Consider the following 20,596-nt stretch of genomic DNA (forward strand, 5'->3'; position numbering starts at 1 on the left):
TAGACGAATGGTAAAGGTGCAGGTCCGTCATTCGGCCTCGGCCTCGGCGCCCGGCTCGGTGAGGCCATAGCGGCGCAACTTCACATACAGGCTCTGCCGGCTCAGCCCGAGCAGTTCCGCCGCGGAGGCGCGATTGTCGCCAGTGAGTTCCAGCGCCGCCTCGATGCACAGCCGCTCGATCATGTCGGTGGACTCCCGCACCACCTCCTTCAGCGGCACACGGCCGACCAGTTCCGACAGATGCTCGATGGAGCGGGGCAGGGCGCCCTCGCTGCGGGTATCCGGCGACACGCGCCGATCGACGTTGCGAATGATGAAGCCCAGGCTGGGCTGGTCGCCGTTGGGCACTGACACCGCGGAGATCTCGACCTCGCTGCTGGAGCCGAACTCCGAGCGGATGGTGGTTGCGAACAGCCGCACGGCCTCATGTTGCCGCAGGTTGGCAATGAGCACATTGAGATCGACGCCGGGTCGTCCGAGCCAGCGATCCAGTGATTCGCCGCGGATCTGGTCCTCGCTGGTGGCCTGGGCGAGTTCGAGGAAGGCGGCGTTGGCACTGAGGATGCGGCCGTCCTGGGATGTCAGCACGATGCCGTCCGGCGCCCGGTCGACGATCCTGGCCAGCCGCGAGTGTGGCTTCGTGGGCCCCTCGTTGTCGCCGCGGCTCGAGATCGGCGACAGGCGCAGCAGGATCAGCGAGGCGTTTTCTTGGCGCACCGGTGCCGCGGAGACCTGGAACTCCGCGCCACTGCGCAGGCGCGCGCGGATGTCGTTGGCGCGTCCGGCGGCGCGAACGCCGGCGACCAGCGACTGGATGGCGCGGGCGCCCGGCTCGTCGAAGCCCTCGGTGAACCCGCGTCCCACCAGGCGCCGGGCGTCTGCCGCCAGCAGCACCGCGGCGGCGGGATTGGCCTCGACCACCTTGCCGGTGTCCGGGTCGACGATGACGATGGCGTCGGAGGCGGAGCGGAACAGCAGCCGGTAGCGGGTCTCGAGCTGGCGCAGTCGCCAGTAGTCCCGCTCCAGCGACTGCTGCGCATCCACCAGGCGCTGCTGCAGTGCCGCGATGCCTTGCAGGCTGCGCCCGACGGCGATCAGTTGCGGCCGGTCGCCGAGTCGGGTGGCCAGATAGCGCACCGGCAGATCGGCGCCGTTGACCGACGGATGGTCGACCTGCCGCCAGTTGTTGGCGGCGGCGTCGGACAGGGCGTCGGCGATCAGGGCCTCGATCCGGGGCCGGCTCTCCGGCGTGACGGTGTCGCCCCAGCGGCGCCCGATCCAGTCGTCGGCGATGTCCGCGGACAGCTCGTCGCTGCCGAAGGCGAGGTCCAGGATGGTGCCTTCCGTGTCCAGCACCAGCGCGATGTCGGACGCGGATGCGATTAGATACGCAAGCGTCTCGTGGTTGACGTCGCCGAGGGCCGCCTGAGGTGCGTCGAAGGGTTTCACGAAGCTGCCAACTGATCCAACCAACACATCGTAGACCCGGGATCTGTGGTGCCGAGACTGGCCCGGGGGGATGCGGGATGGCGTGAGCACCGCGCTGGCGGTCTGATCCCGATCCGCTTCGCGATAACGCGTCGGCGGCGGACGGTCCGCGCCTCCCGAATGACCTTTTGTTCTCCCCACTAGTTTGGCGTGCTGGCGGGGAATGTCAAGTTTACTTTACGTTAAGTAGAGTTGACAGAGGTCGTAAAGCGGTCTAGATTCTGGATTATGCGGAGCGCCCGATCAGCGAGAGGGGAGAAAGTAATGCGTCAGCGCCCGGAGCGGCATGACCAGCGTCAACCATTGTATACGCCGGAAGAGCGGCAAAGGCGGGACAGCACCGCCTGGACCACTGTGCAGGGGGTGTTGGCACCGCTGCAGTTCCTGATCTTTCTGATCAGCCTGGTGCTGGTGATCCGCTACCTGAACACCGGTCTGGGCGAGACGGCGGCCACGATCTCCATCGTCATCAAGACGCTGGTGCTCTACGCCATCATGATCACCGGCGCCATCTGGGAGAAGGTGGTCTTCGGCAAGTACCTGTTTGCCCGCGCTTTCTTCTGGGAAGACGTGTTCAGCATGCTGGTGCTTGCGCTGCACACGGCCTATCTGGCCGCACTCTTCACCGGCTTTCTGGATGTGCGCGGCCAGATGCTGCTGGCGCTGGCGGCCTATGCCGCCTACGTGATCAACGCCGGGCAGTTCCTGCTCAAGCTGCGCGCTGCGCGACTGGGCGCCGAGGCCGAGAACAAGGCCGGCGGCCTGGCGGACAACCCGCTGGGGGCTGCAAGTGACTGACGTCTCTCTCCAAGGCGCCGCGCAGGCCGGTCACCCTGCGGCCGCGGCGTCGGCCTGCAACGTCGACCTGCCGGTCACCCGCGAGCGTGGCCAGCGTCAGGTCTTCTGCGGTCTCGCCGGCATCGTCTGGCTGCATCGCAAGATGCAGGACGCCTTCTTCCTCGTGGTCGGTTCGCGCACTTGCGCCCACCTGCTGCAATCGGCGGCCGGCGTCATGGTGTTCGCCGAACCGCGCTTCGCCACGGCCATCCTGCAGGATCGGGATCTCGCCGGGCTGGCAGACTGCAACGAGGAACTCGACCGCGTGGTCACCGAGCTGCTGGCGCGGCGGCCGGACATCGGCACCCTGTTCCTGGTGGCGTCCTGTCCGTCCGAGGTCATCAAGCTGGACCTGGACACGGCGGCGGAGCGGCTGGCAGCCTCCCAGCAGGGTCGGGTGCAGATCCTGGCCTACAGTGGCAGCGGTCTGGACACGACCTTCACCCAGGGCGAGGACACCTGTCTGACGGCGCTGGTGCCGCGAATGCCGGAGCTGCCCGCGGCGGAGCGCTCGCTGCTGGTGCTGGGCACCCTGCCGGATATCGTCGAGGACCAGTTCGCCAGGCTGTTTGCCGAGATCGGCATCGCGCCGGTGCATTTCCTGCCACCGCGCAAGGCGGCGGAGCTGCCGCCGGTGGGTCCCGGAACCCTGTTGCTGGCGGCGCAGCCCTTTGTCGGCGAGACGGCGGCAGCGCTGGCCAAGCGCGGTGCGACCCTGATCGAGGCGCCTTATCCGTTCGGCATCGAGGGCAGTCGCGCCTGGTTCGCCGCGGCGGCTGCCGCCTGGGGTCTCCCCGCCGAGCGCGTAGAGGCGGCGATTGCGGCGCCGGTGGCGCGGGCGGAGCGTGGTCTTGCAAACTACCGCGAGCAGCTCGCCGGTAAGCGCATCAGTTTCCTGCCGGACTCGCAACTGGAGATCCCGCTTGGTCGTTTCCTGAGTCGGGAATGTGGCATGCAATTGACCGAGGTCGGTGTGCCATACCTCGATCGGCGTATGATGGCCGCTGAACTGGAACTGCTGCCGGCCGGGCTGCGCTTGACCGAGGGACAGGACCTGGAGCGTCAGCTCGACCGCCTGCGTCAGGACCGGCCGGATCTCACTGTGTGCGGCCTGGGTCTGGCCAATCCGCTCGAGGCGGAGGGGCTGACCACCAAATGGTCCATCGAGCTGGTGTTTTCGCCCGTGCACGGTTTCGATCAGGCGGCGGATCTGGCGGAACTCTTCGCGCGCCCGCTCAATCGCCGCCAACGCCTAGCCTTCTGAAGACCCTCTGAGCCGCTTGACATATGCAACTGACGGTCTGGACATACGAAGGCCCTCCGCACATCGGCGCAATGCGTGTCGCGGCATCCATGCGCGATGTGCATTGCGTGCTGCACGCCCCCCAGGGCGACACCTACGCCGATCTGCTGTTCACCATGATTGCGCGCAGCGCGAAGCGCCCGCCGGTCACATATACCACCTTCCAGGCCCGGGATCTGGGCGGTGACACCGCCGAACTGGTGCGCAAGACGCTGCAGGACACCGTGCAGCGCTTCAAGCCGCGCGCGCTGCTGGTGGGCGAGGCCTGCACTGCGGAGCTGATCCAGGACCAGCCGGGGGCGATGGCCGAGGGCATGGGCTTCGACATCCCGGTGGTGCCGCTGGAACTGCCCGCCTTCACCCGCAAGGAAAACTGGGGCGCCAGCGAGACCTTCTTCTCGCTGGTGCGCGCGCTGCTGCGCGGTCACAAGCCGGCGGAGCGGCCGGCCATGACGGGCCGGCGCCCACGCGCCAACCTGCTCGGGCCGACCATGCTCGGCTTTCGCTGTCGCGACGACGTTACCGAGGTCACCCGCCTGCTGGCGTCGGTCGGGGTCGACGTCAACGTGGTGGCACCCGCCGGCGCCGCCCCCGAAGACCTGCTGCGCCTGCCGGAGGCGGACTTCAACGTCTGCCTGTACCCGGAGGTGGCCTACAGTACCTGCGCCTGGCTGGAGCGCATGTTCCAGCAGCCCACGGTGAAGACGGTGCCCATCGGCGTCGGCGCCAGCCGCGATTTCCTGCTCGAGGTCGGCCAGGTGGCCGGCATCGACCCCGCGCCGGCCATCGCCGCAGCCCAGACACGGCTGCCGTGGTACTCGCGATCGGTGGATTCCACCTATCTCACCGGCAAACGGGTGTTCATCTTCGGCGATGCCACTCACGTTATCGCCGCCGCCCGGGTCGCCACCGAGGAGCTCGGCTTCGAGGTGGTCGGCCTCGGCAGCTACAGCCGCGAGTTCGCCCGCGAGCTGCGCGCCGCGGCGGAGGGCTATGGCGTCGAGGCGCTGATCACCGACGACTATCTGCAGGTCGAGGCCCGGGTGCTGGAACTGGCGCCCGAGCTGGTGCTGGGCACACAGATGGAACGCCACATCGCCAAGCGCGCGGGAATCCCCTGCGCGGTGATCTCGGCGCCTGTGCATGTGCAGGATTTCCCGGCGCGCTATGCCCCGCAAATGGGGTTCGAGGGCGCCAATGTGATCTTCGATACCTGGGTCCATCCGCTGATGATGGGTCTCGAGGAGCACTTGATCACGATGTTCCGCGAGGACATCGAATTCAACGACGAGGCTGCACCGTCGCATCTGGGGCCTGCCGCAAGGCAGGGCGGTGCACAAACCAGGGCTGAACCGGCTGCCGATGATGATGCCGAAGGCGCCGGCGCGGACGATGCGATCATCTGGGACAGCGATGCCGAAAAGGAGTTGCGCAAGATCCCGTTCTTCGTTCGTGGCAAGGCCCGCCGCAACACAGAGCGCTTCGCCCGGGAGAGGGGCGTCGCGACGATCACGGTCGAGACACTTTACGATGCCAAAGCCCACTTCGGTCGCTGACACGACACCCGTAAACGTCGTCATCGTTACACTGGACAGCCATCTGGCAGGCGCCGTCGAGCGCGCCCGTCCACAACTGAAGAAAGAGATCCCCGGACTGTCGCTGCGCCTGCATGCCGCGGCGGAGTGGGTGGACGCCAACGATCGGCCGTTGGCCTGTCAGGGCACCACTGCAGACAGCGACAACTGCGTCAACTGCAGCGCCGGCGGCAGCGAGTGCTCCCTGCGGCGCTGCCGCCAGGACATTGCCGATGGCGATATCGTCATCGCCACCATGCTGTTCATGGAAGACCACGTCAAGGCCGTGCTGCCGTCGCTGCAGGCCCGTCGCGAGCAGTGCGACGCCATGATCGGCTGCATGTCCGCCAGTGAGGTCATGCGTCTGACCAAGATGGGCAAGTTCACCATGGACGGGTCCCAGAGCGGCCCGATGGCCTTGCTGAAGCGACTGCGCGGCAACAAGGAGGCAAAGGAGAAGAACGCCAGCAACGGCGCCAAGCAGATGGCCATGCTGCGCCGCATCCCGAAGATCCTGCGGTTCATCCCGGGCAGCGCCCAGGATGTGCGCTCCTATTTCCTGATCCTGCAGTACTGGCTGGCCGGGTCCGACGAGAACGTCGCCAATATGGTGCGGCATACCGTTGACCGCTTCGCCGATGGTCCGCGGGCGGAGTTCCGTGGCCGGCTGAAGGCGGGTGCCCCGGTCTACTATCCGGAGGTCGGCGTCTATCATCCGCGCCTGAAGGGCCGCATCAACGACCAGGCGGGCAAGCTGCCGTCGCCGAAGAACGCCACCGGCACCGTCGGGCTGCTGGTGATGCGCTCCTATGTCCTGGCCGGCAACACCGCCCATTACGACGGCGTCATCACGGCACTCGAGGCCCGTGGCCTGCGCGTCATACCCGCCTTCGCCAGCGGGCTGGACGCCCGCCCGGCGGTGGAGCAGTTCTTCTTCCGCAAGGGCGCGCCCTGCATTGATGCGATGGTCTCCCTGACCGGCTTCTCGCTGGTCGGCGGACCCGCCTACAACGATGCCCATGCCGCGCAGGAGATCCTGTCCCGGCTCGATGTCCCCTACGTGGCCGCGCATCCGGTGGAGTTCCAGACGCTGGAGCAATGGCAGTCTTCCGAGCGGGGTCTGATGCCGGTGGAGTCCACCATGATGGTGGCCATTCCCGAGCTGGATGGTTCCACCGGGCCGATGGTCTTTGGCGGGCGCTCCGCGGACGCGGGCGAGGACCACTCTCGCGACATGCATTCCCATCCGGAGCGCGCCGCCGCGCTGGCGGCCCGCGTCGACCGTCTGGTGGCGTTGCGCAACACACCGGTGGCCGAGCGCAAGGTCGCGGCGGTGCTGTTCAACTTCCCGCCCAATGGCGGCAACACCGGCACGGCGGCCTATCTGTCGGTGTTCGCCTCGCTGTACAACACGCTGAAGGCGTTGCAGAAGGAAGGCTACAGCGTCGATCTGCCCGAGAGCGTCGACGCCCTGCGCGAGGGCATCATCAACGGCAACGCCGCCCAGTACGGCGCCCATGCCAACGTCTTCACCCGCATCCCCACCGACGACCACGTCCGCCGCGAACCGCACCTGGCGGAGATCGAGGCGCAGTGGGGGCCGGCCCCGGGTCGGCAGCAGAGCGACGGTGCGTCGCTGTTCGTCCTCGGCAAGCAGTTCGGCAACGTGTTCGTCGGTGTGCAGCCCAGCTTCGGCTACGAGGGCGACCCGATGCGCCTGCTGTTCGACAAGGGCTTCGCGCCGACCCATGCGTTCAGCGCCTTCTATCGCTTCCTGCGCGAGGACTTCGGCGCCAACGCCGTGCTGCACTTCGGCACCCATGGCGCGCTGGAGTTCATGCCCGGCAAGCAGTCCGGCATGTCCGCCACCTGCTGGCCGGATCGACTGATCGCGGATCTGCCGAACCTGTATCTGTACGCCTCCAACAACCCGTCGGAGGGGACCATTGCCAAGCGCCGCTCCGCGGCCACGCTGATCAGCTACCTGACGCCGCCCATCGCCAATGCCGGGCTCTATCGCGGTCTGAACGACCTCAAGGGCTCCATCGAGCGCTGGCGGGCGCTGACCCCGGACGCCGACGATGCCGAGCGGGCGCAACTGGCGGCCCTGATCCACGCCCAAGCCGCCGAGGTGGATCTGGCGCCGGAACCGTCCGACGCGGAACCGGCCTGGGATGCTGGCGCGGGCGAGCGCATCACACAACTGAATGACGCCCTGCTCGAGCTGGAATACACCCTGATCCCCCATGGCCTGCATGTGGTGGGCGAGCCGCCGAACGCCGAGGAGCGTCTGGACCTGCTGATGGCCGTGGCCGAGGCCAAGGCAGAGGGCAGCAGCCAGCCGGTACCCACGCGCAAGGCGCTGGAGGCCCTGGTCAACGGCGGTGCACCGGCACTGTCCCTGCAGAAGGGCGGCATGGAGGTGACCGATGAGGCCCTGGCCCTGATGGAAGAGCTGGCCGGGCACAACCGCTTTCTGTCCGAGGACCACGAGACCCCGGCGATCCTGCGCGCCCTGGAGGGCCGTTTCGTCCAGCCTGCGCCGGGTGGTGACCTGCTGCGCACGCCTGAGATCCTGCCCACCGGCCGCAACCTGCATGGCTTCGATCCCTTCCGGCTGCCCAGCGTCTTTGCCGTGACCGAGGGCCTGCGGCATGCACAGATGCTACTCGATCGCCACCTGCAGGACGGCAATGGCCTGCCGGAGTCCATCGCGCTGGTGCTTTGGGGCACGGACAATCTGAAGACCGAGGGCGGGCCGATCGCCCAGGCCCTGGCACTGCTCGGCGCCAAGCCCAGGCTCGACAGCTACGGTCGCGTCTGCGGCGCCGAACTGCTGCCGCTGGAGCAGCTGGGCCGTCCGCGCATCGACGTGGTCATGACGCTGTCCGGCATCTTCCGCGACCTGCTGCCGTTGCAGACCAAGATGCTGGCCGAGGCGTCGTATCTGGCGGCCACCGCCGACGAGCCGCTGGAGCACAACTTCGTGCGCAAGCACACGCTGGAGTACCAGCGGACCCACGGCTGCGACCTGGAGACGGCGGCGCTGCGGGTGTTCAGCAACGCCGACGGCGCCTATGGCTCCAACGTCAACCATCTGGTCGACAACAGCGGCTGGGACGACGAAGACGAACTGGCGGAGACCTACACCCGACGCAAGTGCTTCGCCTATGGTCGCTCCGGGACGCCGGTGCGCCAGGCGGACCTGCTCAAGAGCGTACTGGGGGATGTCCAGCTGGCGTATCAGAATCTCGATTCGGTTGAACTCGGCGTGACCACCGTCGATCACTACTTCGACACCCTCGGCGGCATCAGTCGCGCCGTGAGCTCGTCCAAGGGCTCGGATGTGCCGGTCTATATCGGCGACCAGACCCGCGGTGACGGCAAGGTGCGCACCCTGTCCGAGCAGGTGGCGCTGGAGACCCGCACCCGCATGCTCAACCCGAAGTGGTACGAGGGCATGCTCAAGCACGGCTACGAGGGGGTGCGCGAGATCGAGGTGCATGTGACCAACACCATGGGCTGGTCGGCCACCACCGGTCAGGTCGCGCCCTGGGTCTACCAGCGCATGACCGAGACCTTCGTCCTCGACGAGGAGATGCGCAACCGGCTTGCGGCGCTGAATCCGACGGCCTCGGCCAAGGTCGCCAACCGCCTGCTCGAGGCGCACGAGCGAAACTACTGGCAGCCTGACGACGCCACCCTGGAGGCCTTGCGCCGGGCCGGCGAGGAGCTCGAAGACCGCCTGGAAGGCATCGCCGAAGGGGTGGCCGCGTGAGTCTCGACGATCTCCCGACCAACATCTTCGGTGGCGGCAACGCCCGCGGTGCCCCGCGACCAGATTCGCGACCAGATCCGCGGCTCGACGGCGAGGGCAGCTTGCAGGTGCAGCTCGACCCGGACGTGCGCATTGGCGGGGCCAAGGTCTTTGCCGTCTACGGCAAAGGCGGCATCGGCAAGAGCACGACTTCGTCCAACCTGTCGGTGGCCTTTTCAAAGCTCGGTCAGCGGGTAGTGCAGATCGGCTGCGACCCGAAGCACGACTCCACCTTCACCCTGACCAAGTGCCTGGTGCCCACGGTCATCGATGTGCTGGAGTCCGTGGACTTCCATCCGGAAGAGCTGCGCCTCGATGACTTTGTCTACGAGGGCTACAACGGCGTCATGTGCGTCGAGGCCGGCGGACCGCCGGCTGGCACCGGCTGCGGTGGCTATGTGGTGGGTCAGACGGTGAAGCTGCTCAAGCAGCACCACCTGCTCGAGGACACCGACGTGGTGGTGTTCGACGTGCTCGGCGACGTGGTCTGCGGCGGGTTTGCTGCGCCGTTGCAGCATGCCGATCGCGCGCTGATCGTCACCGCCAACGACTTCGATTCCATCTTTGCCATGAACCGCATCGCCACGGCGATCCTGGCCAAGGCGAAGAACTACAAGGTGCGCATCGGCGGGGTCATCGCCAATCGCAGTGCCGAGACCGACCAGATCGACCGTTTCAATGATGCCGTGGGCCTGAAGACAATGGCCCATCTGCCGAATCTCGATGTCATCCGCCGCAGCCGTCTGAAGAAGGCGACGCTGTTCGAGATGGATCCGGATCCGGACGTCGAACTGGCCCAGCAGCAGTACCTGCAACTGGCCTCGGCACTGCTGGCGGGCACCGATCCGCTGGAAGTCTCGCCGATGCGGGATCGTGACCTGTTCGACTTCCTGGGCTTCGATTGATGGCAGCGATAGAGCGGGATCCCTCGACCATGCCGGACAACACGCCGGTCACCTCCCAGGCGACCGCCCCGGTTGCTGCCGGGCAGACGTCCACGGCTGGTTCTTCGTACCAGCAGCGGCGCAATCAGATCGAGGCCTACTTCGATCGGACCGCGGCGGACGCTTGGAAGCGCCTCACCTCCGATGCGCCGGTCAGCGGCATCCGCGCAACGGTGCGCGAGGGTCGCGACCGCATGCGCGCCACCCTGCTCGGCTGGCTGCCCGCCGACCTGAGCGGATGTCGGCTGCTGGACGCCGGCTGCGGCACCGGCATGCTGGCACTGGAGGCGGCCCGGCGCGGCGCCCAGGTGTACGCAGTGGACCTGTCGCCTACCCTGATCGCCAACGCCCGTGAGCGGCTGCCCGCCGAGCTGGCGGGGCAGGTCGAGTTCGCCGTCGGCGACATGATGACGCGCAGCCCGGACGAGACCGGGCCCGGCGCCTTCGATTTCGTGGTGTCCATGGACAGCATCATCCACTACGAGCTGGATGATGCCCTCGGTGTGCTGGCGGGCCTTGCCGAGCGCGCCCGCGAGCAGGTGCTGTTCACCTTCGCGCCGCGCACCCCGGCCCTGGCGGCGATGCATGCGGTGGGCAAGCTGTTCCCGCGCGGCGATCGCTCCCCGGCCATCGTGCCGGTGGCAGAACGCGCCATGCGCCAGGGCATCGGCTCCGGGGCGGCCTTTGCCGGCTGGCAGGTCGGCCGCACCCAGCGCATCGCCCGCGGCTTCTACACCTCACAGGCCATGGAGCTGAAACGCCTGTGAACGCCGGCCTCAGCGAACTCAAGCAGGTGTGGTTCCGGGACATCCTGCCCCGTGTCCTGCCGTTCGCTGATGCGGCCAGTGTCGAACTGCCGCTGAACCGGCTGTTGCGTCTGGCCCTGTTCCAGGGCTCCGTCGGCATGACCATGGTGCTGCTGTACGGCACGCTGAACCGGGTCATGGTGGTGGAGATGGGCGTGCCGGCCTGGCTGGTGGCGACCATGGTCGCGCTGCCGGTGCTGTTCGCACCGGTGCGGGCCTTGATCGGCTTCCGCTCGGACGTGCATCGTTCCGCCTTCGGCCTGCGCCGGGTGCCATACATCTGGTTCGGCAGCCTGCTGCAATTCGGTGGCCTCGCGGTGATGCCGTTCGCGCTGCTGCTGCTGGCCGAGGGCGGCAATGTGCATCCGGTGGTGGGCCAACTCGGCGCGGCGGTGGCCTTCCTGCTGGCCGGCGCCGGCCTGCACACCACCCAGACGGCGGGGCTTGCGCTGGCCACGGATATCGCCCCCCGGGCCAGCCGGCCGCGGGTGGTGGCCTTGCTGTTCGTCGCGCTCCAGCTCAGCATGCTCGGCAGCGCGCTGGTGTTCGGGCTGCTGCTGGCCGAGTTCAGCCAGATGCGACTGATCCAGGTCATCCAGGGCGCCGCGGTGGCGGTCATCGTGCTGAACGTGGTGGCCTTGTGGAAACAGGAGGCGGTGGATCGCGAGCGCGCGGCGCAGTGCCGGCGTGACCGCGAGGCGGGCAAGCCGTTGCCGCCCTTCGGTGCCGCCTGGCGGGCCCTGGTGCGGTCCGGTCGCTCGAAGCGGCTGCTGCTGGCCCTGGGTCTCGGTACCGCCGGCTTCACCATGCAGGAGATCCTGCTGGAGCCCTACGGTGCACAGGTGCTGGATCTCAGTGTCGCTGAGACCACCCGGCTGACCGCCATCTGGGCCTTCGGCACCCTGGCGGCCTTCGCCCTGGCCGCACGCATGCTCACCCGGGGCATCGACACCTTCCGGCTGTCCGCCATCGGCGTGCTCATCGGCATCGTCGCCTTCACGGCGGTGATCTTTTCCGACCCGCTGGCGTCTTCCTGGCTGTTCCGCGGCGGCGCGCTGCTGATCGGCTTCGGCGGCGGTCTGTTCGCGGTCGGCACCCTCACCGCCGCCATGGACCTGGCCGAGGGCGGGCACAGCGGTCTGGCCCTGGGCGCCTGGGGCGCGGTCCAGGCCACCGCCTACGGCGTGGCCATCGCCCTGGGCGGGGCGTTGCGGGATCTGGTTTCGTTGCTGGCCAGCAACGGCCTGCTGGGCGACACCCTGATGGGGCCGTCGGTCGGCTACACCGTGGTCTACCATCTGGAGATCATTCTGTTGTTCGCTACCCTGATCGCAATCGGTCCGCTCGTCACCCACGGCGAAGGGCGCGTGCGGTCGTCATCGAGGTTCGGCATCGCCGAGCTGCCTTAGTCACCCAAGCCAACGGAGGTTGTCCCATGCCTACTGGCGCCATTACCAACTACATCGACGTTGCCCAGCTTACCCTGTATGTGTTCTGGTTCTTCTTCTTCGCGCTGGTCTTCTGGATCCGCCGCGAGGACAAGCGCGAAGGCTATCCGGTGGAGTATCAGCGCACCACCGGCGTGGCCAAGATGGAAGGCTTCCCCCCGCTGCCCAAGCCCAAGACCTTCATCCTGCCCCACACCGGCCGCAAGGTGGTGAAGCCGGGCCCCGAGCCAGCGCAGTACAAGCTGAATGCCGCGCCGATCGCGCCCTTCCCCGGTGCAGCCCTGGCCCCCATCGGCGACCCGATGCTGGCGGCCGTCGGTCCGGGTTCCTACGCCATCCGCGCCGAAGAGCCTGACCTGACCGACGAAGGCGAGCCCCGCATCGTGCCGCTGCGCGTGGCGACCCACTTCAGCGTTGCCGACAAGGATCCGGACCCCCGCGGCATGCCGGTGGTGGGCTGCGACGGTGAGCAGGGCGGTGTCTGCAAGGAGCTGTGGATCGACCGTGCCGAGCCCTGCGTGCGCTATCTCGAACTCGAGGCCGCCGGCGGCAAGCGTGTGCTGGTGCCCATGGCCCTGTCGCAGGTTCGGGCGAAGAAGGGCCTGATCGAGGTCCGCAGCCTGAAGGGCGAGCACTTCAAGAACGCCCCGACGCTGAAGAGCTATGACCAGATCACCCTGGCCGAGGAAGACAAGGTCGTGGCCTACTGCGGCGCCGGCCAGCTCTACGCCACCCCGGATCGGGCGGAGCCCTATCTGTGAGTGAGTTCAACTTCGAGCCGGTCCACGGCTTGCCGGAGAACCTCCCCGAAGGGGAGTCTCTCCGCTGGCAGGGGGCGCCCCATTGGGGCGCGCTCGCCTTGCGCGCATTTCATGTTCGCAAGGTCGCCATCTATTTCGGATTGCTGATCCTGTTTCGCATCGGCTTCGTGCTGAGCGCCGGCGAGCCCCTGTCCATCGCGGTGTTGTCCGGGCTCTGGCTGCTGGTGTTGTCGCTGATGGCGATCGGCATCCTGACCCTGATGGCGTGGCTGTACAGCCGCTCGACCGTATACAGCATCACCGACCGCCGGGTCGTGATCCGTTTCGGCGTCGCCCTGCCGATGGCGGTGAACATCCCCTTCAAGGCGATCGAGAGCGCCGGTCTGCGCAGTTATCCGGACGGATCGGGAGACATTCCGATGGTGCTCGGTGCGGATCACCGGGTCAATTTCATTATCATGTGGCCCAACGTCCGACCGTGGCGGTTCCTCAATGCCCAGCCAATGCTGCGCTGCATCCCGGATGCGGCCAAGGCCGCCGAGATCCTCGGTCAGGCACTGCGTACGGCCACGGTGGCAGCCGAGGACGAGGCCCGGTCGCAGACAGGCGAAGGGCGCGCTGATCCGCAGATGGATCCGGCTGCGGCCGCAAGCCGCTGAACCCTTGGGAGAGGTAGATGAGTGACCCCTTCGAGGGACGGCCGTTCCCGCGCGAGGTGCTGATCGGGGCGGCCCTGCTGATCGGCTTCGTGATCGCGGCCACTGTCATGGTCCGGCTCACGGGTGTTGGTGGTACCGAGATGCCGATCACGCCGGTGGTGGAGAGCCGCCAACTGGTCTTCATCGATAACGGCGACGGAACCACGACGGTGCGGGTCCCGGACGAAGGCCGTGTGGCGGATCTGGAGTCGGGGGTGGACGGTTTCGTCCTCGGCGTCATGCGCGGCATGGTGCGGGAGCGCAATGCCTACGATGCCCCGCTGGACGCCCCCTACCTGCTGTCCCGACGCGAGGACGGCCGTCTGCTGTTCGAAGATCCGTCGACCGGACGCATCATCGACGTGCGCGCGTTTGGCCCGACCAACATGGAGTCCTTCGCCAGGCTCCTGCGCGGCGAGATCCATGCCGACCCGACACGCTGAACCGGCCCGCCGATGCTGAGTCTCGGAATCGCCGTCGCCTATGCGTTGTTCCTCTGGTGGTTCAGTACCGGCGTCATCCTCTACCTGGACCGACGTCCGGCCAGCACCTACCCCTGGAGCCTGCTCGGCGCAACCATCCTCGCCGTGTTGTCGGTGCTTGCGGTGCATGCCGTGCGCGACCACGGCACCCTGTTCGGCGCCTATGTGAGCTTTACCGCCGGCGTCTTCATCTGGGGCTGGATGGAGATGAGCTACTTCATGGGCTTCGTCACCGGCCCGCGAAAGCAGCCTTGCCCCGACGGTTGCGGCGGCTGGACGCGCTTCTGGCTGGCCATCCAGACCAGTCTCTACCACGAACTGGTCATCGTCGCCGCCGGTCTCGGCCTGGCCTGGCTCACTTGGGGCGCGGTGAATCAGGTCGGCACCTGGACCTTCGTCGTCCTCTGGTGGATGCGCTGGAGCGCCAAGCTGAACCTGTTCTTCGGCGTGCCCAATCTCAACGAGGACTGGTTGCCCGAGCATATCCGTTTCCTGACCAGCTACCTGGCCAAACGGCCGATGAATCTGCTGTTTCCGGTGTCGGTCAGTGTTGCAACCGTGGTCATGTGCCTGCTGGTGGCGGCGGCGCTGGACCTGCCCGCCGCCGGCTTCGGCGCGGTTGCCTTGATGCTGACCTCGACCCTGCTTGCCCTGGCGATCCTGGAGCACTGGTTTCTGGTTTTGCCGCTGGCTGATGCGGCGCTGTGGAACTGGGCGCTGGACGGCCCGCGAGAGACACCGCCCAGCGCCGGCGACACGGTGGCGCCACGGCCGGAGTCCGTGTCCTCGGCGGGACGCCGGGCGGGGCTTCCCGTCGGCAAGATGGACTCTGCATTCCGCGCGGGATAGCTCTCTGAGGTCATTCCCGCTGCCTGAAGCGGGCATTCCATCCCCCGCTGCAGGGGTTTCGATGCGGGGTCGGCTTGATGTGCGTCAACGACGCTGATCCCTGCGTTGGATACCTTCAGATACCCCGTCGCCGAACGCCATCGGTGCTGCCCGAGCCGCGCCGGCGGGTTCGTCGTCCGCCGTCTGGGGATCGGGCGGCGGGCCGAACGGCCTGCCTGTTAAGGTCGGCTCGACGCACCCGCGGTGGCAAAAATCAATCGAGGCTGATGACCATGTCCAGCGCAATGCCAGCGGAGATCTCCCGCGACATGCTCGAGCGCTTCGCCGAGTTGAGTCCAGCTGTGGATCAGGTGGAGCCGGAGACGCCCTGGTGGGACAGCTTCGGCAGCGACGAATACGCGGCGGCCTTGAGCACAGCGGCGCAAGGCGTGGACGAGACCCTGTCGCTCTACATCCATGTGCCCTTCTGTCCCGGGCGCTGCCTGTACTGCGGCTGCAACACCACCATTACCCACGACAGCAGCCGTATCGACCGTTACCTGGATGTGCTCGACCGGGAGATGGCGCTGGTGACGGAGCGTCTGCCCGGCGAACGTGACGTGCTGTCGCTGCATCTCGCTGGCGGCACCCCGAATTACCTGAACGACGCCCAGCTGACGCGCCTGACCGAGATGGTCGAGCGCCGCTTCCGCCTGTTGCCCGACACGGATCTCTCCATCGAGTGCGATCCCCGACGGACCTCGGCGGGACAGCTCGACCTGCTGTATGCCCTGGGCTATCAGCGCATCACCTTCGGCGTGCAGGATCTGGACCCGGGGGTGCAGCGGGCCATCGGTCGCATCCAGTCGCTCGATCTGATTCGCGACGTCTACTGGACCGCGCGTGAGATCGGCTTCGACAGCATCGGTTTCGACCTGATCTTCGGTCTGCCGCACCAGACCGAGGCCACCTTTCAGCGCACGCTCGAGACCGTCGCCGAATTGCAGCCGGATCGCGTTGCCTGTTTCGGCTACTCCCGGAGCACCACGCGGGGCTCCCATCAGCATGCCATCGATGTGCATCAGCTGCCGTCCGCGCTGGAGCGCCAGGTGCTGTTCCACAATGCCGTCAAGGTCTTTACCGCCGCCGGCTATGCCTGGTTGGGCCTGGACAACTTCGCCCTCGACACCGATGAACTGGCGGTGGCGCAGCAGGAGGGGCGACTGCATCGCAGCTGCATCGGCTACACGGCCCGGGTCAGTGACCTGTTCCTCGGCTTCGGCGCCGGTGCCGTCGGCGAGGTGGGCGGCTACTGCGTGCAGAATCAGACCAGCGTGGCCCGCTGGCAGGAGCAGCTGGAGCAGGACCGGTTTCCGGTGGGGCGCGGGCACTGCCTGAACAGCACCGAGCAGTGTCGCCGGCAGGCCATCGAGCACCTGATCTGCAATCTGGAGCTGCCTGCGTCCATGGCGGCGGGTTGTCTGGAAGAGGAATACAAGCGGCTGGCGTCCTTTGCCCCGGATGGCCTGGTGGAGATCGGTGACGATCGCCTGCGCATCACCACCGCCGGGCGCTTCTTCCTGCGCAACCTCTGTAGCGAACACGACGCCTACTTTAACTGGGACCGGGCGCGCTGGCATTTCGCCCGCTCCAGTTGATGCGGTCAAAGGTCGGCGTATCCCATCCCCAGCAACAATCCGTCAGCGAGTCAGGAGAACCAGCCATTGGATGCGGCAGACGACCAGGTCGCCCCGATCGCCCGGATCGGACCCAACGCCATCATTCGCGTAGCCGAGGCGCTGACCGACCGACAAGGCCCTGTGCAACAGGTGTTTGCCGCGGCAGGGCTGGCACACTATCTGGCGGCGATGCCCGACGCCATGGTGGACGAGCGGGAGGTGGTGGCATTGCAGGCCGCGTTGCGCGCGGAACTGGGGCATGACGAGGCCAAGGCCGTGAGTTTCGACGCCGGTCTGCGCACCGGTGATTACCTGCTGGCCCACCGCATCCCGAAAGGGGCCCAACGTGTGTTGCGAGTGCTGCCGCCGGCGCCGGCCAGCCGCATCCTGCTCAAGGCCGTGGGCAAGCACGCCTGGACCTTTTCCGGCAGCGGCCATTTCAGCTTCGAGACCGGACGCCCGGTCAGGGTGGTGATTGAGCATTGCCCGGTGTGCCGCGGCATTGCCGATGCGCCGGAGCCGGTGTGCGACTTCTACACCGGTACCTTCCAGCGGTTGTTCAGCACCCTGGTGAGCCGTCGCACGGAGGTTAGGGAAGTGGAATGCAGCGCCGCGGGGGCCCCGGCCTGTGTCTTCGAGATGCGCTGGTAACGCCAGGCCGGCCTGATACGGGATCGGACATGGAGCCGGCGATAGAGCCGGGATCGGAGATGGAGCGGGCGACGGACTCGTCCGGCGGATCGCGTGTCGGACTGGCAATCGGATCGATTGCCAGTCCTGCTCCAACCTCTGCATATCTGGTACCGGGGACGAGACTCGAACTCGTAAGGTGTCACCACCGGTGGATTTTGAGTCCACTGCGTCTACCAATTCCGCCACCCCGGCGAAACGTCAACTATAGCGCGATGTCGGCTGTTTAGGAAGCCGGACCGCCGCTGCCCACCTGAGCCATTGCATGCGTCGTGCCGATTTTGCCTTCGATCTCCCACCGGAACTGATCGCCCAGCGTCCGTTGTCCGAGCGCACCGCCAGCCGCCTGCTGGTCCTGGACGGCCAAAGCGGTGACCTGGCCGACCGGATGTTTCGCGACCTGCCGTCGCTGCTGCGCGCCGGCGACCTGCTCGTGTTCAACGACACGCGCGTCCTGCCGGCGCGGCTGTTTGCCCGCAAGGAGAGCGGGGGCCGGGCGGAGATCCTGATCGAGCGTCTGCTGGCGCCGACGCAGGCCTCGGCGCATGTGCGTGCGAGCAAATCGCCGAAACCGGGCAGCCGGCTGCTGCTCGACGGCGGTGCGCGGGTCGAGGTGACCGGGCGCGACGAGGATCTGTTCCTGCTGCGTTCGACGGATGCGGACTTTCCGGAACTGTTGCGGGCGCATGGGCATATGCCGTTGCCGCCGTATATCGAGCGGGCGGATGAACCCGTGGACCAGCAGCGCTACCAGACGGTCTATGCCAGGCGCGACGGCGCGGTGGCGGCGCCCACGGCGGGCTTGCACTTCGACGAGGCCCTGCTGGCGCGGTTGCGGTTGCTGGGTGTCGAGACCGCCCATCTGACCCTGCATGTGGGGGCGGGTACCTTCCAGCCGGTGCGGGTGGATGATCTCGACCAGCACCGGATGCATGCGGAATGGCTGGAAGTGGATGCGGCCCTGTGCCGTCGGGTGCAGGAGACCCGGGCCGCCGGGGGGCGGGTCATCGCCGTCGGCACCACGAGTGTGCGGGGCCTGGAGACGGCGGCGGCCGGCGGTGCGCTTGAGCCCTTTCGCGGAGACAGCCGGTTGTTCATCCGCCCCGGCTACCGGTTCCGGGTGGTGGATGCGATGGTCACCAACTTCCACCTGCCGGAGTCGACCCTGCTGATGCTGGTCAGCGCCTTTGCCGGACATGGGGCGGTGCTGGCCGCCTACGCCCATGCGGTCGAGCGGGGCTACCGGTTCTTCTCCTACGGAGACGCGATGTTCCTGACGCGGCGGGCGGAATGATCCGCTGCTTATCCGCTGAGGTTGGGGCCAAACAGTGGTGGACTCGGGCGTGCCTTGCCGGCAGGCAGGCAAAAAAAAGCGCGGTGTGCACCGCGCTTGCAAGATTACCACCAAAGGAGGATGGAGGAGTGCACTGAAGAACTGCGAATCTTCAGTACATGAGCATTTTCTAAAATAGCGATGTGCTTGTCAACCCCCCTTCCCCCGGGTATGTTGCCCATCGCAGGTCCGGCCCGTCAGGCGTAGCGCACGCCACAGCCGCCATGCCCGCAGTAGCCGCCCGGGTTCTTGGACAGGTACTGCTGGTGGTAGTCCTCGGCGTAATAGAACGGCGGCGCCGGGATGATCTCCGTGGTGATGGCGGCCTTCAAGCCGGCGGCGTGCAGGGCCTGCTGATAGCGGGTGCGGCTCACTTCCGCCGCCTGTTGCTGGGCGGTATCCGCGCAGTAGATGCCCGAGCGGTACTGAGTGCCGATGTCATTGCCCTGGCGCATCCCTTGGGTCGGGTCGTGGCCCTCCCAGAAGGCCTTCAGAAGGTCTTCGTAGCCGATGCGCTCGGGGTCGTAGACGACGCGCACGACCTCGTTGTGGCCGGTGCGTCCGGAGCAGACCTCTTCGTAGCCGGGGTTCGGCGTCAGCCCGCCGGCGTAGCCAACTGCGGTGCTGTAGACCCCCGGCAGTTGCCAGAAGGTCTTCTCCGCACCCCAGAAGCAGCCGAGTCCGAACAGCGCCAACGCCAGCCCATCCGGAAACGGTGGCTGGATCGGATGTCCATTGACATGATGCCGGTTGGTCACGGCCATGGGCTGCTCGCGACCGGGCAGTGCCTCAGCGGCGGTGGGCATCCGGGTGTTTCGTCGAAAGGGGAACATGAAGGCGGCCTCCGTCGTTTGCGTGTGGGACGATTGCTGGTGCGACGACGCTGGGCGAGCACCCGATGCGCGCCTGCACGGAACCTCTGACAGATGGGGCTTTGATCCGATGTGTTCATGCATTCGACGAGGATTGTTGTCAGCCCTGCTGACGGGGCTGCTGCACGGCGTGGCCGCTGCCGCGGATACCCCGCCCGCCCCGGCGCCAGTGCAGGGCTATCGGGTGGTGGCGAGCTATCCCCATGACCCGTCGGCCTTCACCCAGGGGCTGGCATTCCATGATGGCGCGCTGTACGAATCCACCGGGCTGTACGGTCGCTCCACGCTGCGGCGGGTGGAGCTGGCGTCCGGCCGCGTGCTGCAGCAGGTGGCGTTGCCGGACACCATGTTCGGCGAGGGCATCACGGTGTGGCGCGACGAGATCGTGCAGCTGACCTGGCGCGCCCATCGGGGCCTGCGCTTCGACCGCGCCAGCCTCCGTCAGAGCGGCGAGTTCCATCTGCCGGGGGAGGGCTGGGGGCTGACCCATGATGGTCGTCGATGGATCGTCAGCGACGGCACCGCGGACCTGCGCTTTCTCGATCCGCAGACCCAGCGCGAGGTCCGCCGCGTGCAGGTGCAGGATGCCGGGCGGCCGCTGCGACGGCTGAACGAGCTGGAATTCATCGACGGCGAGGTCTGGGCCAACATCTGGCACGATGATCGCCTGGTGCGCATCTCCCCGGCGGATGGTCGCGTCCTGGGGTATGTGGACCTGCAGGGCCTGCGCCCCGAGGGGCTGCGCCGTCACCGCGAGGCGGTGCTCAACGGCATTGCCTACGATGTCGACCGCGGGCGCCTGCTGGTCACCGGCAAGTACTGGCCGTGGCTGTACCACATCGAACCGATGCCGCTGCCGTCTCGTTGATCGCGCTTGCCCAGTCACCAATGGATCGGTGCTGTGCAGGTTGATCCTTAAGGCACGATTCAGAAATAACCTACACGGATGCACGGTAGGGGGGGTAAAAGAAGCGCAAAACCCGCCCGCCACCCACGCCGCAGCGGGGAGGGTATAACCCCCAAACAGTTAACCATT

General features: G+C 67.2%; 17 protein-coding genes and 1 tRNA gene. 15 read left to right on the forward strand and 3 right to left on the reverse strand.

The annotated features are described in order from the left end of the window. Window positions 1-27: 27 nt before the first annotated feature. Window positions 28-1,449: a transcriptional regulator PpsR gene (gene ppsR / locus F2Q65_RS17170; RefSeq protein ID WP_150094635.1), complete on the reverse strand. Its 1,422-nt coding sequence runs from the start codon at window positions 1,447-1,449 to the stop codon at window positions 28-30. Between the two features lie 303 nt (window positions 1,450-1,752). On the opposite strand from ppsR, the gene bchF reads away from it, so the two are divergent. The 13 genes from bchF to bchJ all read left to right on the forward strand — a co-directional run bounded on the left by bchF (window position 1,753) and on the right by bchJ (window position 17,316). Beyond that, window positions 1,753-2,286, forward strand: coding sequence for a 2-vinyl bacteriochlorophyllide hydratase (gene bchF, locus F2Q65_RS17175; protein WP_150094636.1), 534 nt, complete (start codon window positions 1,753-1,755; stop codon window positions 2,284-2,286). Between the two features lie 67 nt (window positions 2,287-2,353). After that, window positions 2,354-3,589, forward strand: coding sequence for a ferredoxin:protochlorophyllide reductase (ATP-dependent) subunit N (locus F2Q65_RS17180; protein WP_150094650.1), 1,236 nt, complete (start codon window positions 2,354-2,356; stop codon window positions 3,587-3,589). Window positions 3,590-3,612: 23 nt separating this feature from the next. Further along, entirely contained in the window at window positions 3,613-5,184 is a 1,572-nt protein-coding gene (gene bchB / locus F2Q65_RS17185) for a ferredoxin:protochlorophyllide reductase (ATP-dependent) subunit B (protein WP_150094637.1), read from the forward strand. Beyond that, window positions 5,159-8,980, forward strand: a complete 3,822-nt coding sequence (locus tag F2Q65_RS17190; protein ID WP_150094638.1) for a magnesium chelatase subunit H — start codon at window positions 5,159-5,161, stop codon at window positions 8,978-8,980. Before bchB ends, F2Q65_RS17190 begins: the two co-directional genes overlap by 26 nt. A 101-nt stretch (window positions 8,981-9,081) precedes the next feature. Further along, window positions 9,082-9,924 carry a ferredoxin:protochlorophyllide reductase (ATP-dependent) iron-sulfur ATP-binding protein gene (gene bchL, locus F2Q65_RS17195; protein ID WP_246156321.1) on the forward strand — a complete coding sequence of 281 codons (843 nt, stop codon included), beginning with the start codon at window positions 9,082-9,084 and terminating at the stop codon, window positions 9,922-9,924. 29 nt (window positions 9,925-9,953) lie between these two features. Beyond that, complete coding sequence (bchM, locus tag F2Q65_RS17200; protein ID WP_150094639.1) at window positions 9,954-10,730, forward strand: magnesium protoporphyrin IX methyltransferase; 777 nt, start codon at window positions 9,954-9,956, stop codon at window positions 10,728-10,730. Next, complete coding sequence (locus F2Q65_RS17205) at window positions 10,727-12,178, forward strand: BCD family MFS transporter (RefSeq protein WP_211354079.1); 1,452 nt, start codon at window positions 10,727-10,729, stop codon at window positions 12,176-12,178. The genes bchM and F2Q65_RS17205 overlap by 4 nt, the downstream gene beginning before the upstream one ends. Window positions 12,179-12,204: 26 nt before the next feature. After that, on the forward strand, window positions 12,205-12,978 hold the full coding sequence (gene puhA, locus F2Q65_RS17210; RefSeq protein ID WP_150094640.1) for a photosynthetic reaction center subunit H: 774 nt from the start codon (window positions 12,205-12,207) through the stop codon (window positions 12,976-12,978). After that, entirely contained in the window at window positions 12,975-13,637 is a 663-nt protein-coding gene (puhB, locus tag F2Q65_RS17215) for a photosynthetic complex putative assembly protein PuhB (protein WP_150094641.1), read from the forward strand. Before puhA ends, puhB begins: the two co-directional genes overlap by 4 nt. Before the next feature lie 17 nt (window positions 13,638-13,654). Further along, entirely contained in the window at window positions 13,655-14,119 is a 465-nt protein-coding gene (puhC, locus tag F2Q65_RS17220; RefSeq protein ID WP_150094642.1) for a photosynthetic complex assembly protein PuhC, read from the forward strand. A gap of 12 nt (window positions 14,120-14,131) precedes the next feature. Next, window positions 14,132-15,007, forward strand: coding sequence for a putative photosynthetic complex assembly protein PuhE (gene puhE, locus F2Q65_RS17225; protein WP_150094643.1), 876 nt, complete (start codon window positions 14,132-14,134; stop codon window positions 15,005-15,007). Between the two features lie 272 nt (window positions 15,008-15,279). Then, a complete protein-coding gene (gene hemN, locus F2Q65_RS17230; RefSeq protein WP_150094644.1) occupies window positions 15,280-16,644 on the forward strand; it encodes an oxygen-independent coproporphyrinogen III oxidase in 1,365 nt (454 codons plus the stop codon). Between the two features lie 66 nt (window positions 16,645-16,710). Beyond that, window positions 16,711-17,316, forward strand: a complete 606-nt coding sequence (gene bchJ, locus F2Q65_RS17235; protein WP_150094645.1) for a bacteriochlorophyll 4-vinyl reductase — start codon at window positions 16,711-16,713, stop codon at window positions 17,314-17,316. Window positions 17,317-17,463: 147 nt separating this feature from the next. On the opposite strand, the gene F2Q65_RS17240 is transcribed toward bchJ, so the two are convergent. Beyond that, window positions 17,464-17,550 (reverse strand) — tRNA-Leu (locus tag F2Q65_RS17240). 70 nt (window positions 17,551-17,620) lie between these two features. On the opposite strand from F2Q65_RS17240, the gene queA reads away from it, so the two are divergent. Next, the gene (queA, locus tag F2Q65_RS17245; RefSeq protein ID WP_150094646.1) at window positions 17,621-18,649 is read left to right on the forward strand and encodes a tRNA preQ1(34) S-adenosylmethionine ribosyltransferase-isomerase QueA; all 1,029 of its coding nucleotides are present in this window, start codon (window positions 17,621-17,623) and stop codon (window positions 18,647-18,649) included. A gap of 236 nt (window positions 18,650-18,885) precedes the next feature. Here the strand turns inward: queA and msrA are convergent, their stop codons facing one another. Continuing rightward, window positions 18,886-19,521: a peptide-methionine (S)-S-oxide reductase MsrA gene (msrA, locus tag F2Q65_RS17250; protein WP_150094647.1), complete on the reverse strand. Its 636-nt coding sequence runs from the start codon at window positions 19,519-19,521 to the stop codon at window positions 18,886-18,888. Between the two features lie 136 nt (window positions 19,522-19,657). Here msrA and F2Q65_RS17255 point away from each other — a divergent pair, with 136 nt between their 5' ends. Beyond that, on the forward strand, window positions 19,658-20,428 hold the full coding sequence (locus F2Q65_RS17255) for a glutaminyl-peptide cyclotransferase (RefSeq protein WP_246156318.1): 771 nt from the start codon (window positions 19,658-19,660) through the stop codon (window positions 20,426-20,428). Window positions 20,429-20,596 lie beyond the last annotated feature (168 nt).

It is taken from the genome of Thiohalocapsa marina (assembly GCF_008632335.1).
Taxonomy (GTDB): domain Bacteria; phylum Pseudomonadota; class Gammaproteobacteria; order Chromatiales; family Chromatiaceae; genus Thiohalocapsa; species Thiohalocapsa marina.

What these genes read in the sequence shown, in the direction of transcription:
- bchF (WP_150094636.1), top strand. Translation starts at nt 1,753, where the DNA reads ATGCGTCAGCGCCCGGAGCGGCATGACCAGCGTCAACCATTGTATACG.
- bchB (WP_150094637.1), top strand. Translation starts at nt 3,613, where the DNA reads ATGCAACTGACGGTCTGGACATACGAAGGCCCTCCGCACATCGGCGCA.
- F2Q65_RS17190 (WP_150094638.1), top strand. Translation starts at nt 5,159, where the DNA reads ATGCCAAAGCCCACTTCGGTCGCTGACACGACACCCGTAAACGTCGTC.
- bchM (WP_150094639.1), top strand. Translation starts at nt 9,954, where the DNA reads ATGCCGGACAACACGCCGGTCACCTCCCAGGCGACCGCCCCGGTTGCT.
- puhA (WP_150094640.1), top strand. Translation starts at nt 12,205, where the DNA reads ATGCCTACTGGCGCCATTACCAACTACATCGACGTTGCCCAGCTTACC.
- puhC (WP_150094642.1), top strand. Translation starts at nt 13,655, where the DNA reads ATGAGTGACCCCTTCGAGGGACGGCCGTTCCCGCGCGAGGTGCTGATC.
- puhE (WP_150094643.1), top strand. Translation starts at nt 14,132, where the DNA reads ATGCTGAGTCTCGGAATCGCCGTCGCCTATGCGTTGTTCCTCTGGTGG.
- hemN (WP_150094644.1), top strand. Translation starts at nt 15,280, where the DNA reads ATGTCCAGCGCAATGCCAGCGGAGATCTCCCGCGACATGCTCGAGCGC.
- queA (WP_150094646.1), top strand. Translation starts at nt 17,621, where the DNA reads ATGCGTCGTGCCGATTTTGCCTTCGATCTCCCACCGGAACTGATCGCC.
- msrA (WP_150094647.1), bottom strand. Translation starts at nt 19,521, where the DNA reads ATGTTCCCCTTTCGACGAAACACCCGGATGCCCACCGCCGCTGAGGCA.